Here is a 17,231-nt window from a genome sequence, read left to right as displayed (position 1 = left end):
CGCGGCAGCTAGTACAGGGTAGAAGGCATGGCAAAGAAACCAACGACGACGAGAACTCTCGACAACGACGTGGCCAGGGAACTCGAAAAGGCGCTTGATCTAGACCTCAGCAGCGATACCGGCGACGGCGACCTCGACATCGCGGCTTCGATGGAAGATCTGGAAGCGCAGATATCCCAGGCCGCCGACGAACTGGCGCGCGAGGGACGCAACGAGAAGCCGGCGCCCGCTGTCAATCAGAGTCAGGCCGCGCAAAGCCAGCAGTCCGCGAAACCCGCGCCCCAGCCCAAGCCTGCCGAGTTGCGCCCCGTCGAAACACGCAATGGCGCCCAGCCCGCCGGTTTCGCGCCGGCCAATGACGATCGCCAGAAGGACTATAAGACGCTCCTGCACAGCCTCAACAGGCGTGCCTCGAACACCATTTACTGGGTCGTTGCCTTTGTCTCGCTCGCCTGGTTCGCCGGTGCAGGCGGACTGGCCAACCTCCTTTTCGGACCGAGCGTCTGGAGGATCCGCACACTCGACCAGTTTCTCGCCCGCCCCGAAGTGATCGGTCTGGCAGTTGCGGCGATCGTGCCCGTCATCCTGTTCTGGGCCTTCGCGGCGATGATCCGCCGCGCCCAGGAAATGCGCATTGCCGCCCAGTCGATGACCGAAGTGGCCTTCCGCCTGACCGAGCCGGAAAACCTTGCCCAGGATCGCGTCATGATGATCGGCCAGGCCGTTCGTCGCGAGGTGGCCGCCATGGGCGAAGGCATCGAGCGCACGCTTGCCCGCGCCGTCGAGCTGGAAACGCTGGTCCACAGCGAGGTCAACCAGATCGAGCGCTCCTATTCGGAGAACGAATCCCGCATCCGTTCGCTGGTCGACGGGCTCGGCAGCGAGCGTGAAGCCGTTGTCAGCCACGCCGAGCGCGTCCGCGCCTCGATCACCGGCGCGCATGAGACGCTGAAGGACGAGATCGGCGCTGCCTCCGACATCATCCGCGACAGCATCCTCAATGCGTCGACCAAGCTGTCGATGACGATCACCAATTCCGGCGACACGCTCATCGACCGCATCAATGAAAGCTCGATGTCGATCTTCGATTCGGTGGAAGGCCGGCTCGATACGATCACCGACAAGCTATCGACCTCGGGCGAGGCCTTCGCCAGCCTTCTCGACACCCGCATCGCCAAACTGACGGACACCACCGACGGCCTGACGCGGTCGTTGACCGATCTGCTCGACGATCGCACCACCGGCATGGTGTCTCTGCTTGGCGGCGCCGCGCGCACCCTCAATTCCGAATTCGAGGCCAGCCTCAACGGCATCGAGCGGACGCTCGCCGAGCGCGGCCAGGCGCTGATCAGTGAGTTCCAGACTCGCGCCGAGGCACTGGACACCGGAACGCAGAAGCTCAACGCGGCGCTCGAGGCCCGCGCCCGCCAGATCAACGAGACGCTGGTCGAGCGTGCCCGCGAAATCGCGCACACCTTTGCCGAGAGCAAGGACACGCTGTCGGCGATGATCGATCAGGGCAAAACCCAGATCGGCGCCGACATGGCCGACATCGTCACTTCGACCTCCTCCATGCTCGAAGCCCGCGCCAGCGACTTCGCCGGCCGCATGGAAGCCGCGCGTCATGTCGTCTCTCGTTCCTTCGACAGCGACATCCAGCGGCTCGCCGACGCTCGCGTCGGCATCGAGGAAGCCGTCGAAAACCACAGCCGCAAGCTTTCCGAAAGCCGCGAGCGCATGGCCGAGGCCATGCAGGCCGACCTGGCAAGGTTCGACGAAGGCCGCGCCGGCATCGATGCGGCGGTGACCGATCAGGTGCAGAAGCTGGCCGAAGGCCGCAGCCTGATCGCGCGCGCCCTCGAAGAGGACCTGCGCAAGGTCAATGAATCGCGGGCGGCCATCGATGCGTCGCTCGGCAGCCATCTTGAAAGGCTGGAAGAAGGCCGCAATAGGCTCTCCAATGCCTTGAATGAAGACTCCGGGAAACTGGTACAAGCTCGTACAATCATTGATGAAATGGTTGCCGGACACGTCGGCAAGCTTGCCGAGGGTCGCAGCATCCTGTCGCGCGCCCTGGAAGCCGATCTCGGCAAATTGTCCGACAGCCGAGCCAGCATCGACGGGCTCGTCGCCGGCCAAGTCGAGAAGATCGCCGAGGGTCGCGCCGTGCTCGCCAAGGCACTGGAAAACGACATCACCGGCATCAAGAGCCTCATCGAAGTCCATTCCGCCAAGCTGGCGGACGACCGCACGCAGCTTTCCCATTCGCTCGACAACGATCTGTCCAGCATACGCGGCCTGATCGACAGCCATTCGGGACGGCTGGCCGAGGATCGCAGCCTGCTGTCGCAGACGCTCGAGGCTGATCTTGCCAAACTGGCCGACAGCCGCTCCAGCATCGATGGGCTGGTTGCCGGTCAGGTCGAGAAGCTAGCCGAAGGCCGCGACATTCTCAAGCGGGCGCTGGAATCCGATCTGAACACGATCAAGGGCGTCATCGCCAGCCAGTCGGAAAGATTGGCCGAGGATCGCGGCCAGCTTTCGCGGGTGCTGGAAACCGACCTGCAGAATGTGAACAGCGTCATCGCCGACCACATGAACAAGCTCGTTCAGGATCGTTCGACCTTGTCGAAGGCGCTTGAAGATGATCTCGCCAAGCTGGCGGAGAGCCGCTCCAGCATCGACGGGCTGGTCGCCGGTCAGGTCGAGAAGTTGTCGGAAGGTCGCGACATCCTGCGGCGTGCCCTGGAAGCCGACCTCAATGCGATCAAGGGCACCGTTGCCGACCAGTCGCAGAAACTGGTCGATGACCGGGCACAGTTCGCCCGTGCGCTCGAGGCTGATCTAGAAAGCGTCAACGGCTTGGTCAACAACCACGCGGAACGGCTTGTCGAGGAGCGCTCGACCCTGTCGAAGGCGCTCGAAGACGATCTTGCCAAGCTGGCCGAAAGCCGTTCCAGCATCGACGGGCTGGTTGCCGGTCAAGTCGAGAAGTTGTCGCAAGGCCGCGACATCCTGCGGCGCGCGCTGGAAGCCGACCTCAATGCGATCAAGAGCACCGTTGCCGACCAGTCGCAGAAACTGATCGATGACCGGGCACAGTTCGCCCGGGCACTCGAGTCTGATCTCGAAAACGTCAGCGGCCTGGTCAACAACCACGCAGAAAGACTGGTCGGGGAGCGCTCGACCCTGTCGAAGGCGCTCGAAGACGATCTCGCCAAGCTGGCGGAAAGTCGTTCCAGCATCGACGGACTGGTCGCCGGCCAGGTCGAGAAGCTCGCCGAAGGCCGCGATATCCTCAAGCGTGCGCTGGAAGCCGACCTGCAGAAGCTGTCCGCAAGCCGCAGCGATATCGACGACATCATCGCCGGACATGTCGGCAAGCTATCGGAAGGCCGCAATATGCTGGCCCGCGCGCTGGAAGACGATCTCGGTAAGCTCGCCGAGACCCGCCAGGACGTCGACCGCTCGCTGTCGGGCCATATCGACCAGATCGCCGCCAGGAGCACCGATATCTCTGCGGCGATCGCTGCCGATGTCGAGAAGATCGAGCAGGCGTTCAGCCGCCAGACCGGCGTCATCGAGGAGCGCGCCGGCACCATGGAGCGTGCGCTCTCGACAGGCGTCGACAACGTCCGAGCCGTGCTCGAGAAGAGTGCGGTCTTCGTTGCCGGCGCGTTGCGCGAAAAGGTCCTGGAGGTCACCAGCACGCTGCATGAGCAGGCCGGTGCTGCGTTCAGTGACGCCGACCGCAAGATCGCCGAGCGCGCCGAGCAGACCTCGGCCGCCCTGCTGGCGAGAGCCGAAGACATCGCCCGCACCTTCGAGGAGGCCGATCGTCGCCTCCACGCCCGTGCGGAAGATACGTCGAGCGCCTTGCTTGCCCGCGCGGATGACACCTCCAGCTCGTTGCTGGCCCGTGCCCATGAAACCGCTGATCAACTGGCTGCTCGTGCAAGCGAGATCGCCGGCAGCTTCGACGTAGTGGACCAGAAGCTCGCCGCCCGCGCCCAGGAAACCGCCGATCAGTTGACCGCCCGTGCAAGCGAAATTGCCGGCGCATTCGATGCGGCAGACCAGAAGCTGGTCGCCCGCGCTGTCGAAACCGCACAGTCGCTGGCCGCCCGCGCCGGCGACATCCTGCGCAACTTCGAAGGCGCCGATCAGCGGCTCGGTGTGCGTATCGGCGAATCGGCCGAGGCGCTTGCCGCACGTGCATCGGATCTCGGCCGTATCTTCGATGCCGCCGACCAGCAATTGGTCTCGCGCATCGCCGAAGGTTCGGAAGCGCTGTCGAGCCGTGCCTCGGAAATCGGCCGCATCTTCGACGAAGCCGATCAGCGTCTGGTGTCGCGCATCGCCAGCAGCTCGTCGACGATCGGCGAGCATACCGAAACCATCGTCGGCGCCTTTGCCGACACCGAGCAGAGGGTCGCCGAACGCGCAAGGCGGACCGGTCAGGAAATGGCCGTGCATGCCCGCGAAATCGAACAGGCGCTTGTCGGCGCCGACGAGCGCCTCGCATCGAGCGCGGCGGCTGCGGCGGCCCGTGTCGAAGAGCAGGTCTCAGGCGTCGAGAACCGCCTCGCCTACACGGCCGAGACCATGGGCCAGAAGATCCACGAGCAGGTGGCGAATGCCGAGGCGCAACTCGTCTCGCGCGCCAATGTGATCGCGGAGACCTTCACCGCGGTTGGCCAGCATATCGGCCAGAGCACCAACGATGCCGCCAAGACGATCGGCGCCAACACACGCGAGCTCAACACCATGCTCGCGGCGCGTTCGGCCGAAATGTCGAAGATCCTCGACGAAACCGCGCGGCCACTGGTCGAGCGCTTCGCCCAGGGCGGCTCGGAACTGCAAAAGAGCATGGAAGAGGTCACCGAACGCGCCACCGAGAAGCTGCGCAGCGAGAATGCCGCACTTGTCAACGCACTCGCCAACCGCACCGCCGAGACGTTGTCGGCGGTCGAGGGCGCCCGCTCGTCGCTGTCCGACAGCGTCGCCGACCTCATCGGCCGCATGACCACGTCCAGTTCGCAGCTCGGTCAGTTGATCGAGCAGGCCGCGGTCAATCTCGGCCAGGTCGACGAACGCCTGAGCGGCAGCACGCAAAGCTTCGCCGCCACCACGGAGAAAGCCGCGCAAACCTTCGCCAGCTCGGCACGGCTGGTCGATTCGAACACGACAAGGCTGACGGAACTGTCGTCGTCCACCTTGCGCGAGGTCGCTTCGATCGCAACCAAGTTCGACGAACACAGCCGCCTGCTGTCCAGTGCTTCGGACCTGCTGAGCTCGGCCCAGAGCAACCTCGAGCACACGCTCGAAAGGCAGTCGTCGCTCGAGGATCTCGCCGTCGGCCTGGTCAAGAAGTCGGAAGATCTCGAAAGGGTCATGCGCTCGTTCGAAGATCTCGTCGGTCAGACGCTGCAGAACGCCGAGGGCAAGACGATGGAGTCGGCCGACAAGATCCGCAACGCCATCACCGATGTCGTCGATTCAGCGACCAAGCGCTTCGCCGACGCGACCGAGGAGATGCGGCGCACCGCGGGCTCGATCAAGAGCGAGCTCGACCTTACCCGCGCCGAGCTCAAGAAGGGCGTCATCGAGATGCCGGAAGAGGCAAAGGAATCGACCTCGGCCATCCGCCGCGCCGTTTCCGAGCAGATCAACGCCCTGAAAGAGCTTTCGGACATTGTTGCGAAGTCCGGTCGCGGCGGCGGCGATGCCTCCGAGCAACGCAATCTGCGCCCGGCGCCACAAGCGCCGGCCGCACGCCCTGCCGAGCCACCGCGGCGCGCACCGGCACCGCAGCCGGAGCTGCGCACACCACAGGCCCCGTTGGGCGGCGCAGCACTGCGCGGCACGCTCGACATGGAGCGTCCAGCCGAGGCGGCACCGCGACAGCGTGCCGATGCCGGCGCACGCACACCACAGGGCGGCTGGGTGCGCGATCTCCTGACCGGGGCATCGCGCGAAGAGGACGCCAGGCCGGCAACGCCCGCGGAAGCACCGCGCGCGGCTCCTGCCCAGCGCTCGCCGCTGCATGTCGTGGAATCGCTGAACTCGCTTTCCGTCGACATCGCGCGAGCCATCGACCACGACGCCTCGATCGAGCTGTGGAACCGCTACCGGCGCGGCGAGCGTGACGTCTTCACCCGGCGGCTCTACACGCTGAAGGGCCAGCAGACGTTCGACGAGATCCGCCGCAAGTATCAGGCGGAGGCCGAGTTCCGCACCGCGGTCGACCGCTACTGCGACGATTTCGAGAAGCTGCTCAAGGATGTCTCGCGCAACGACCGCGACAACATCATGGCGCAGACCTATCTGACATCAGACACCGGCAAGGTCTACACCATGCTGGCCCATGCCAGCGGCCGCCTGCATTGATCACCCGATAGGGCAAAAGACAAAAAAGGCGGGAAATATCCCGCCTTTTTCATTTTTGCCGATTTGTGCCGCTGGCGCGTCTGCGGCGGCGCGTCCCTTGCAGGGCCTCAGACATCAGAGCCTCGGCATCAGCGTTATCGGAAACGTTGCGCGATCAATCGTTTACGGCGATCAGATGACCGAATCCGTCCAGCGCACGATCTGCTTAGCGGCATCGCCGAAAGCACTGTCGAGCGCACTGACATAGGCAGGATTGCCGCTGCCCGAAACCGGTGCGGATGCGGTGAAGCTCTTGGAGGCACGCACCTCGCCATTGCGGTCGTTGAGGATACGCACGAACAGGTCGACCTCGGCGTGCTCGCCGCCGTCGACCCGAACTTCGAAAGACCGGACCTCGACGATCACCTGATAGTCGATCGCCAGGCCCTCGCCCGGCTTGCCGACGCCGGCAAAGCTGCCCGAACGCTGGAAGGTCTCGGCCAGCCGCGCCTGCACGATCAGCGGCAGCCGGTCGGCCCATTGCGCGCCCTTGAGATACTGGATCGAGCGATCCGATGGCTTGATGACGATGTTCTGGCTGTCCAGCGCCTTGAGCGCCGACGGCTGCGCGATCAGGATTTGTCGGCGGCTATGGCCATGCGCGTCGACCGACGGCGCCGACAGCTCGAACGTATCGAGCGGCGCAGGCTTGCCGCCCAACACCGCGCAGCCGGCCAGCGTCAGGGCAAGCAGTGCCGCAGCCGATGTCAACCCGCCCGTTCTCACCCACACAGACTTCACGCGCGATCCCCGTTGTCCCCGGATCGTAAGATCGACCCGCTTTCGCGGCTCATGTTCTTGGGGCGCGCCGAAGCCGAAGTCAACGCCGCGCCCTGCCATCGAACTGCCGAACCTCGCCATCGCCACCCGATAGGATGCGCTGCGGATTGCGGCTGAGATCCGTTACGGCCTCCTCGATGCGGCTGATCGAACGGCGGCTGTCCTGCACCAGCGCCTCGACGTTCGAAAGCCCCTGGCCCGAGAAGCGCGCCAGATTGTCGGTGATGACGCCCAGGCGGGCATTCAGCGTGTCGGCAACCTGCTTGAACGACTTCAGCGTATCCCTGGCGTCGGCGATCACGCCGTCGGCCTGCCCCGACCCAAGCAAGGTGTCGACCTTGGCGAGGATGCCGTCGACACGCACCGAGGCGTCGTTGAGCCGCTGCGCCAGTTGCTTGGCATCCTTGATCGTCTGGTCGATGTCGTCGGCCCGGTTGGCGATCTTGTCGGTCACCTCTGCGATGTCGGCGGCGGCCTTGTCTGCGTTTTCGCTGGCTTTCTGGATGTTGGCCAGTGCGGCGCGCACCTGCGCCGGATCGATACCGTCGAGCACGCCGTCGACCTTGGCCAGGGTGCCTTGCGTCTGCTTGGCGAAATCGTTGACCGAACCCACCGCCGTGTCGACATTCTTGATCACGCCGTCGAGCTGCGTGGACGTTTCCTTGAGATTCGCGGTTGCCGTATCGACGTTGGCAACGATGCTCTTGATCTTGTCCTTGTCGACAGCATTGAGCAGGCCTTCCGCTGCTTTCAGCGTGCCGTCGAGCTTGCCGGAAACGCCTTTCAGCTCTTCGGAGAGCGCACTGACGCTGGACAGGAACTTGTCGATGCCGTCCGAATTCTTGGCCAACGCGTCGGAGAAGGTCTGCGCGTTCTTGACGGTCTGCGTCAACGGCCCGCGAACGTCCGTGGTGAAGCCTTCGAGCTCCGTGAGCACCTTGTCGGCGCGGCTGAAGATGTTCTGTGCCGTCTGCAGCAGATTGGTCACAGCAGAGGGGTTGGCGACGATCTCGGCGACCTTGCCTTCCTTTTCGGCTTGGTCGAGGAGTTTTACTTCCTTGGGATCGGCGCCCTTGAGTTCGATGTTGGCTTGTCCGGTGAGGCCAGCGAGGCCGATATCGGCCTGTGTCGACTTGGTGATCGGCGTCAGACGATCGATTTCGGTGTCGGCGATGGCGACGGTCGGATTGTCGACGTCGATATAGACGCGCCTGACATCACCGACCTTGACGCCGTTGAACAGCACGAAACTGCCGCGGCCAAGCCCGGAAGCCGAACCCGGAATGCGCACGCGCAGCAACGTGGTCTCGCCCTTGTCGCCGATCGCCGCCGTCCAGTAGACGAAGGCAAACGCCGCCAGGATCGCGGCCAGCGTGAAAATGCCGACAATGACGTAGTTGGCTCTGGTTTCCATTGTCCCACTTATGGCTATGCGCGCGCCGCAAGATCAAGTTGCCGGGCGCGTTTTCCGCGGAAATAGGATTTTACCCACGGCTCCTCACTCTTGAGCATGTCGTCGATGGTGCCTTCGACCAGCACTTTCTTGTTGCCGAGCACAGCCACCCGGTCGCAAGCGGTGAAAAGCGTGTCGAGATCGTGCGTCACCATATAGACGGTCAGATCCATCGTATCGCGCAGCTTGACGACCAGTTCGTCGAACTCCGCCGCGCTGATCGGATCGAGGCCGGATGTCGGCTCGTCGAGGAAGACGATATCGGGATCGAGCGCGAGCGCCCTTGCCAGCGCCGCCCGCTTGATCATGCCCCCGGAAAGTTCGGACGGGAATTTCTGCGCCGCGTCCGGCGGCAGCCCGACCAGCTCGACCTTGAGCATCGCCAGTTCGTCCATCAGCTTTCGCGGCAGGTCGAGATATTCGCGCATCGGCACCTGGACGTTTTCCAGCACCGTCAGCGCCGAAAACAGGGCGCCGTGCTGGAACAGCACGCCAAGCCGCATGTCGATGCGCAGGCGCTCCACATCGCTCGCCTTCCCGACATCGACGCCGAACAGCTTGATCGTGCCCGACTGCTTGCGCGTCAGGCCGAGAATGGTGCGCAGCAGAACGGATTTGCCGGCACCCGAGGCGCCGACAAAGCCAAGGATCTCGCCGCGCCTGATATCGAGCGACAGCTTGTCGAGTATGAGCTTGTCGGCGAAGGACACGGTGATGTTGTGCGCGGAAAGCACGATGTCGCCCTCGCCCGTTTCGTCCGCGATCGCCTTTGTCCTGCGCAGCTTCATCTCAGAACTCGATCGCTGCGTAGAAGATGGCGAAAAGCCCGTCGAGGATGATGACGACGAAGATCGACTTCACCACCGAGGCGGTCACGTGCTGGCCGAGCGATTCCGCGCTGCCGCCGACCTTCATGCCTTCGACCGAGGCAATCGTGCCGATGATCATGGCCATGAACGGCGCCTTGATCAGGCCGGCGAAAATGGTGCTGAGGTCGATGGCGACGCGCAGCCGATCGATGAAGGCGGCTGGCGCGATGTCGGAATAGAGCCAGGCAGCCAGTATGCCGCCGCCGAGCGCTGCGAAATTGGCGATGATGGTCAGGCACGGCAAGGCGATGACCAGCGCCACCAGGCGCGGAAAGACCAGCACGCCGATCGGATTGAGCCCGATGACCTTCAGCGCGTCGACCTCCTCGCGCATCTTCATCGAGCCGATCTCGGCGGTGATCGCGCTGCCGGAGCGGCCGGCGATCATGATCGCCGTCATCAGCACGCCGAGCTCGCGCAGAATCAGCACGCCGACCAGGTCAACGACGAAGATATCGGCGCCGAAATAGCTGAGCTGATAGGCGCCTTGCTGGGCAACGATGGCGCCGACGATCGCCGACATCAGCACCACCACTGGAATGGCGCCGACGCCCATGCGGTCGATCTGGTTGAAGATCGCCGCCGGGTTTATGGCATGGCCACGGCCGAGCTTCATCTGCGCGCCGCGGATGGTGGCGCCGAGGATGTTCATCGAGGCGAGGAAGTCGTCGCGCATCTCGTAGACGCGCCGGCCAACGGCCTCCAGCGCGCGAATGATGATGTTGGGCGGACCGGCGGCACCGGATTCGGGTTCGCGCCGAACGGCCTCACCCACCGCGTCGAGCAGGATGGAAGCGATCTCGCTTTGGCCTTGCATGCTGACTTTGACGCCCTTCTTCTCGAAGGCACTGACCAGCCGGTCGATCAGCCAGGCACCGGCGGTATCTATCTTTTCGATCTTGGAAAGATCGAGCGCCAAGGTCTTGAAACCACTTCGTTTCTCGATCTTGCGCATGTCGGCGTCGATCAGCGCGACGGTCCGTGTCGTCCAGATTCCCGAGAAGGCGCAGCCGAGAACGCCGTCTTCCTCGCCGGTCGCCACGCGCGGTTCGTGGTCAGCCTCCCCCGCGGTCGTGCCGCTTGCGTCGCTCTTGCCGATGGTCAACATGGCACCCTGTTTAGCCTGACGGAACCAAGCTGTCGATTTGCCGACTCGCCCGTTGTTGCATAGCCGGAGCAGAAAAATATGGCGCGTGTCATTTCGGTCGAGGCCGAGCGTTTTCCGATCGCCGGAACCTTCACCATTTCACGCGGTTCCAAGACCGAAGCCGAGGTCATCACCTGCACGATCAGCGAGAACGGCCACGCTGGGCGCGGCGAATGCGTTCCCTACAAGCGCTACGGCGAGGCCATGGACGGCGTGAGCGAGGCGATCGAAGCCATGCGTGAGCGGATCGCCGCCGGCATCAGCCGGATCGCCTTGCTCGACGCCATGCCCGCCGGAGCCGCCCGCAACGCCATCGACTGCGCCCTGTGGGATCTGGAGGCAAAGATCAGCGGAACATCGGTGGCTGCTGCCATTGGCGCTGTCCCCCTACGGGCGCTTAAGACAGCCTACACGCTGTCATTGGGCGAACCGGAGGCGATGGCGGCGCAGGCCCGCGCCAATGCGACGCGGCCGCTGCTCAAGGTCAAGATCGGCGGCGACAACGACATCGCCCGTATCCGCGCCGTCAGGCAAGCCGCACCCGACAGCCGCATCATCCTCGACGCCAATGAGGGTTGGACCGACGACAACATCGTCGCGAACCTCGCCTTTGCCGCCGAGCAAGGCATCGCGCTGATCGAACAGCCGCTGCCGGCCGGCCACGACGAGATCCTGCGCCATATAGCGCATCCCGTGCCGATCTGCGCCGATGAAAGCGTGCATGAGGCTGAGCATCTCGAAGCGCTTGTCGGCCTCTACGATGCCGTCAACATCAAGCTCGACAAATCGGGCGGGCTGACAGCGGCCATTGTGCTGCGCGATCGCGCTCGCGAACTCGGTTTCGGTGTGATGGTCGGCTGCATGGTCGGCACGTCGCTGGCGATGGCGCCGGCGGTGCTGCTCGCCCAGGATGCCGATTTCGTCGACCTCGACGGTCCGCTGCTGCTTGCCCGTGACCGAGTGCCCGGCCTTGTCTATCAGGGATCGCTGGTGTCACCGCCTGATGCGGCGCTGTGGGGCTGAGCGCGCCGCAAGTCCGATCAGCACCAGTCCGATCGAGGCGATCGGGATCATGGCAAAGAAGCCATCGACGCCGAAACGGTCGTAAAGCGGGCCGGACGCCAACGTCACCACCGCCATGAAGAAGCCGTTGGAGAAATAGGCGATGCCTTGCGCAGCACCTGTCCGCTCCTCGGAGACCGTTTCGCCAATCATCTTCTGCAGGCCGATCAGCACCAGCGCCACCGAGACCGAATGCAGCGTCTGGACGCCGAAAAATCCGGCAACGCCGAGGCCGAGCGGCCAGACCAGCGGAAACGCGATCCAGCGCACGATGGCCCCGATCCCCGCCATCACCATGATCGAGACGACCGAGAACGAGCCGAAAAAGCGGGTGAACATCATGAACATACAGACTTCCGACACCACGCCCCAGGCCCACAAAAGCCCGACAACCGAATCGCTGAGGCCGATCGATTTCCAGTAGATGGAGACGAAGCCGTAGAGGAATGCGTGGCTGGCGGTGATGACGCCGACACCGATCGAGAAATACAGGAAATATGGGTTGAGAAGCTTCGGCGCCGCGTGCTGGAAGTCGGTGGCCGACAGCGGCGAGGCGCGTCGCGGACGGCCAAGACGCGGCGCCAGCAAGCCGGCGGCAAGGGCAGCGGCAAGCGATGCGAAAATGATCACCGGAACAGCCCCGGAGCCGGTTGCCGACAGGATGAAGCCACCGGCGACATTGGCGAACAGATAGGAGATCGAGCCCCATTTGCGCATGCTCGTATAGTTCGAGCCAAACCGGCGCACACCCGACAGCGCCAGCGAATCGGCGATCGGCGAATGCGGCGTCCAGACAACGGTCAGTGCCAGTGAAACCGCCAGCACCATGGCGTAGGTCGGCGTCAGGAAATAACCGGCCGACAGCAGCAGCGACGCCGCCACCAGCGCGACATAGACATCGGCGCGATCCCTGGCCCTGTCGGCAAGTGCTGTCAGCAACGGCGTCGTCACCACGCGCAGGAACATCGGGGCCGCCAGAATGACGGCGATCTGCTCGGCGTGGAAACCCTTGGCCTGCAGCCACAGTGGGAAATAGGGCAGATGCGTTCCGAGCGGCACGAACAGCGTCGCGAAGATCAGGCTCATGCGCAGTTCGAAATGGCGCGGCTTGACGAGTTGTTCGGGCGAAAGCGGCGGCAGCGACATGAATCGATCCAATAACGCTGCACTCGACCGGACGGCAACGTGTATCGATCCCTTAACATGGGCGAAAACCGGACGAAACCGGCTGGCCTAATCGATTAATCCCGAAATCCGCGGCGAGTGCCCCGTCAGGCCGCCTGCCCCACCCGGTCTTCGAGGAGCAACGGGATAAAGGGTTCGTCCGGCGCCTCGGGCAGCACCTGCGCCCAGGTCAGGATTTCCATCCGGCCGTCAAAATGCTCGACCACCGCCGTGCAGCTTTCCACCCAGTCGCCGGTGTTGATGTATTGGACATCGCCAAAATTCTCGATGGCAGCGTGATGGATATGTCCGCAGATGATGCCGTCGACATGCGAGCGGCGCGCCTCTTCGGCTAGCATGGTCTGGAACGAGCCGATGAAGTTCACCGCCTTCTTGACGTTGGCCTTGGCCCATGACGAGAACGACCAGTACGGCAGGCCGAGCAGTTGACGCAGCCGTGTCACCACGCGGTTGACCAGCATGGCCGCGTCATAGGCGTGGTCACCGAGATAGGCGAGCCAGCGCGCATTGTGGACGACGGTGTCGAACTGGTCGCCGTGGATGACAAGCAGCCGCTTGCCGTCGGCGGTCTCGTGGATGGCGCGGTCGGCAACGACGATGCCGCCGAAATGCACGCCCTGGAACTGGCGCGCGAACTCGTCATGGTTGCCGGCGATGTAGGTGATGTTGGCGCCCTTGCGCGCCTTGCGCAGCAATTTCTGCACGACGTCATTGTGGCTTTGCGGCCAGTGCCAGCTCCGCCGCAGCCGCCAGCCATCGACGATATCGCCGACCAGATAGATGATATCGGCGTCGTGATATCTAAGGAAATCGATCAGGAATTCGGCCTTGGCCGCCTTCGAGCCGAGATGAACGTCGGAAATGAACATGCTGCGGAAAGTGCGGGGCTCTTGGCCGGACATCGCGATTTCACCCTTGCTTTCGCGCAGGCTATGCCCCGATTCATGCAACAACCGTATGACGGTTGCGATTGGTCCAGCCGAAGGACTAGCTTGCCGCCGGCTCACAAGGAGAAAATCATCATGGATCTCGGCATTCGCGGAAAGAAGGCCATCGTCTGCGCTTCGAGCAAAGGGCTTGGGCGTGGTTGCGCCATGGCACTGGCCGAGGCCGGCTGCGACATCGTCGTCAACGGGCGCAATGCCGAGCTGGTGGCCAAGACCGCCGCCGAGCTGCGCGAGCGCTACGGCGTGACGGTGACCGAAGTCGTCGGCGACGTCTCGAAGCCGGAGGTGCAGAAGGCGTTGCTCGCCGCGTGTCCCGAACCGGACATCCTCGTCAACAACAATGGCGGGCCGCCACTGCGTGATTTCCGTGAACTCGATCGCGCCAAGATCCTTGAAGGCGTGACCCAGAACATGGTGACGCCGGTCGAGCTGGTTCAGGCCGTCATCGACGGCATGGCGGCGCGTGGCTTCGGCCGCATCGTCAACATCACCTCGCTGTCGGTCTACGTCCCCATCCCCGGCCTCGACCTGTCGTCCGGCGCGCGCGCCGGCCTGACCTCGTTCCTCGCCGGCGTGGCGCGAACGGTGATCGACCGCAACGTCACCATCAACAACATGCTGCCGGGCAAGCTCGACACCGACCGGCTGCGTGGCCCGCATGAGGCCGGCACGCCAGAGGATCCAGCGGCCGCCGCCGCGCGCAAGACCCGCATCAGCGCCGATGTTCCGGCCAAGCGGCTCGGCACGCCGGAGGAGTTCGGCCAGATCTGCGCCTTCCTGTGCTCGGTCCATGCCGGTTATCTGACCGGTCAGAACATACCGGTCGACGGCGGTCTCTACGTCAGCGCCTTTTGATAGACGCGCCTGCGCGCAGCAGGACTCATATGCGATGAAATCGGCATAAGCATTTGATAGATAATGATTTTTGACGCGCCGCCGGGTAAAGCTGCCGGCGCGTCATTTAGCGTCGCGAAAAACCTTGGCCGCATGCTAAAAGGAATCTTCAGGCAGATTTCGAGGGAGTAGCCGCATGGAAGGCGAGACCAAAAAGACGGCACGTTCGGACCTCGACGAAGCCGCCCTTTACTTCCACAAGTATCCAAGACCGGGAAAGCTCGAGATCCAGGCGACCAAGCCGCTCGGCAACCAGCGCGACCTCGCGCTCGCCTATTCGCCGGGCGTCGCCGCCCCTTGTCTTGAGATCCGCGACGATCCGGCGACCGCTGCCGACTATACGGCGCGGGCCAATCTGGTCGGTGTCGTCTCCAACGGATCGGCCGTGCTCGGCCTCGGCAACATCGGCCCGCTGGCTTCCAAGCCGGTGATGGAAGGCAAGGCTGTCCTGTTCAAGAAGTTCGCCGGCATCGACGTCTTCGACATCGAGATCGACGCGCCGGGCATCGAGCGCATGGTCGAGACGATCTCGGCGCTGGAGCCGACCTTCGGCGGTATCAACCTCGAGGACATCAAGGCGCCGGAATGCTTTGAGGTGGAAGAGCAATTGAAGGCCCGCATGGGCATTCCGGTCTTCCATGACGACCAGCACGGCACCGCCATCATCGTCGCTGCCGCCGTGCTCAACGGCTTGGAATTTGCCGGCAAGACCATCTCGGACATCAAGATCGTCACCTCGGGTGCTGGTGCTGCCGCCCTTGCCTGCCTCAACCTGCTGGTCTCGCTTGGTGCTCAGGTGGAAAACATCTGGGTCACCGACCGTTTCGGCGTCGCCTACAAGGGCCGCGTCGACGAGATGGACCGCTGGAAAGACCCCTATGTGAAGGACACCGATGCGCGCACGCTGGCCGATGTCATCCCCGGCGCCGACGTCTTCCTCGGCCTCTCGGCGGCAGGCGTGCTGAAGCCGGAACTGCTGCAGCACATGGCGCCGAAGCCCCTGATCCTGGCGCTGGCCAACCCCAATCCGGAGATCATGCCGGAAGCGGCGCGCGCCGCACGTCCCGATGCGATGATCTGCACCGGCCGTTCTGATTTTCCCAATCAGGTCAACAACGTACTGTGCTTTCCTTACATCTTTCGCGGTGCACTCGACTGCGGCGCCAGCGCCATCAACGAGGAGATGAAGATGGCGGCGGTGCGGGCGATCGCGGCCCTTGCCCGCGAAGAACCCTCCGATGTCGCGGCGCGCGCCTATTCCGGCGAGACGCCGATCTTCGGGCCTGACTTCCTGATCCCTTCGCCCTTCGATCCGCGCCTGATCCTGCGCATCGCCCCGGCGGTCGCCAAGGCGGCCTGCGACACCGGCGTCGCGACACGGCCGATCACCGACTTCGCCGCCTATATCGACAAGCTCAACCGCTTCGTCTTCCGCTCCGGCCTGGTGATGAAGCCGGTGTTCTCGTCCGCCAAGGCATCGACCGCCAAGCGCGTCATCTATGCCGATGGCGAGGACGAGCGCGTGCTGCGCGCCGCCCAGGTGGTGCTCGAGGAAGGCATCGCCGAGCCGATCCTGATCGGCCGCCCGCACGTCATCGAAGTGCGCCTGAAGCGCTACGGCTTGCGCATCAAGCCCGGCGTCGATTTCGGCTTGATCAATCCGGAGGACGATCCGCGCTATCGCCATTATGTCGACCTCCTGATCGAACTCGCCGGCCGGCGCGGCGTGACAACGGAGGCCGCCCGCACCATGGTGCGCACCGACAACACGGTGATCGCCGCGCTCGCCCTGAAGCGTGGCGATGCCGATGCCATGGTCTGCGGCCTCGAAGGACGTTTCGAGCGGCATCTGCGCAACGTCACCCTGATCATCGGCCCCCGCCTCGGCATCAAGGACCACGACCTGTCGACGCTTTCGATGCTGATCTCGCAACGCGGCATCATCTTCCTGACCGACACGCACGTCACCGTCGACCCGACGGCCGAGGAGATCGCCGAGATGACGGTGCTGGCGGCGGAAGAAATCCAGCGCTTCGGCATCGAGCCGAAGGCTGCGCTGCTGTCGCATTCGGATTTCGGCTCGCGCGATTCGCCGAGCGCGCTCAAGATGCGGCAAGCGGCGGCGATCCTGGCGCGCATCGCGCCGGAGCTGGAGTGCGACGGCGAGATGCATGCGGACACAGCTTTGTCCGAGCACCTGCGCCAGCGCGTCTATCCGCATTCGCGGCTGAAGGGCGAAGCCAATCTGCTGGTGTTCCCCAACCTCGATTCGGCCAACATCACGCTGACCGCGCTCAGGACCATGATGGACGCGCTGCATGTCGGGCCGATCCTGCTCGGCACCGACATGCCGGCGCATATTTTGACGCCGTCGGTCACGTCGCGCGGCGTGGTCAACATGACGGCGCTTGCCGTGGTTGAAGCCGCCCACAAGGCACAAGCGGTCGTCAATCTGGGCTGAACAC

The 17,231-nt window shown here is 64.0% G+C and carries 10 protein-coding genes; 4 read left to right on the top strand and 6 right to left on the bottom strand.

Translation table 11 applies throughout. The features are described from left to right. Positions 1-27: 27 nt before the first annotated feature. Complete coding sequence (locus B5V02_RS23275) at positions 28-6,390, top strand: kinesin (RefSeq protein WP_111546416.1); 6,363 nt, start codon at positions 28-30, stop codon at positions 6,388-6,390. Positions 6,391-6,561: 171 nt separating this feature from the next. On the opposite strand, the gene B5V02_RS23270 is transcribed toward B5V02_RS23275, so the two are convergent. The 4 genes from B5V02_RS23270 to B5V02_RS23255 all read right to left on the bottom strand — a co-directional run bounded on the left by B5V02_RS23270 (position 6,562) and on the right by B5V02_RS23255 (position 10,639). Then, entirely contained in the window at positions 6,562-7,170 is a 609-nt protein-coding gene (locus B5V02_RS23270) for an ABC-type transport auxiliary lipoprotein family protein (protein WP_378917153.1), read from the bottom strand. A 79-nt stretch (positions 7,171-7,249) separates the two neighbouring features. Continuing rightward, complete coding sequence (locus B5V02_RS23265; protein WP_111546415.1) at positions 7,250-8,623, bottom strand: MlaD family protein; 1,374 nt, start codon at positions 8,621-8,623, stop codon at positions 7,250-7,252. Between the two features lie 14 nt (positions 8,624-8,637). Then, on the bottom strand, positions 8,638-9,450 hold the full coding sequence (locus B5V02_RS23260; protein WP_111546414.1) for an ABC transporter ATP-binding protein: 813 nt from the start codon (positions 9,448-9,450) through the stop codon (positions 8,638-8,640). A gap of 1 nt (position 9,451) precedes the next feature. Next, positions 9,452-10,639 carry an ABC transporter permease gene (locus B5V02_RS23255; RefSeq protein ID WP_111546413.1) on the bottom strand — a complete coding sequence of 396 codons (1,188 nt, stop codon included), beginning with the start codon at positions 10,637-10,639 and terminating at the stop codon, positions 9,452-9,454. A gap of 78 nt (positions 10,640-10,717) precedes the next feature. On the opposite strand from B5V02_RS23255, the gene dgcA reads away from it, so the two are divergent. Next, a complete protein-coding gene (gene dgcA, locus B5V02_RS23250) occupies positions 10,718-11,701 on the top strand; it encodes an N-acetyl-D-Glu racemase DgcA (RefSeq protein ID WP_111546412.1) in 984 nt (327 codons plus the stop codon). Here dgcA and B5V02_RS23245 read toward each other — a convergent pair. Together B5V02_RS23245 and B5V02_RS23240 are read right to left on the bottom strand one after the other, a co-directional pair. Further along, positions 11,672-12,886, bottom strand: coding sequence for an MFS transporter (locus tag B5V02_RS23245; RefSeq protein WP_111546411.1), 1,215 nt, complete (start codon positions 12,884-12,886; stop codon positions 11,672-11,674). The two genes, dgcA and B5V02_RS23245, sit on opposite strands and share 30 nt — an antisense overlap. Positions 12,887-13,011: 125 nt before the next feature. Next, positions 13,012-13,827: a UDP-2,3-diacylglucosamine diphosphatase gene (locus tag B5V02_RS23240; protein ID WP_111546660.1), complete on the bottom strand. Its 816-nt coding sequence runs from the start codon at positions 13,825-13,827 to the stop codon at positions 13,012-13,014. Between the two features lie 120 nt (positions 13,828-13,947). Between B5V02_RS23240 and B5V02_RS23235 the strand changes: the two genes are divergently transcribed. Both B5V02_RS23235 and B5V02_RS23230 read left to right on the top strand, forming a co-directional pair. Then, on the top strand, positions 13,948-14,727 hold the full coding sequence (locus B5V02_RS23235; RefSeq protein WP_111546659.1) for an SDR family oxidoreductase: 780 nt from the start codon (positions 13,948-13,950) through the stop codon (positions 14,725-14,727). A 175-nt stretch (positions 14,728-14,902) separates the two neighbouring features. Next, positions 14,903-17,227 carry an NADP-dependent malic enzyme gene (locus tag B5V02_RS23230; protein ID WP_111546410.1) on the top strand — a complete coding sequence of 775 codons (2,325 nt, stop codon included), beginning with the start codon at positions 14,903-14,905 and terminating at the stop codon, positions 17,225-17,227. Positions 17,228-17,231 lie beyond the last annotated feature (4 nt).

Origin of the sequence: Mesorhizobium kowhaii (genome assembly GCF_003253745.1) — a bacterium.
GTDB classification, from domain to species: Bacteria; Pseudomonadota; Alphaproteobacteria; order Rhizobiales; family Rhizobiaceae; genus Mesorhizobium; species Mesorhizobium kowhaii.
The sequence above is the reverse complement of the archived record's forward strand: the minus strand, read 5'-3'. Positions and strand labels throughout refer to the sequence as shown.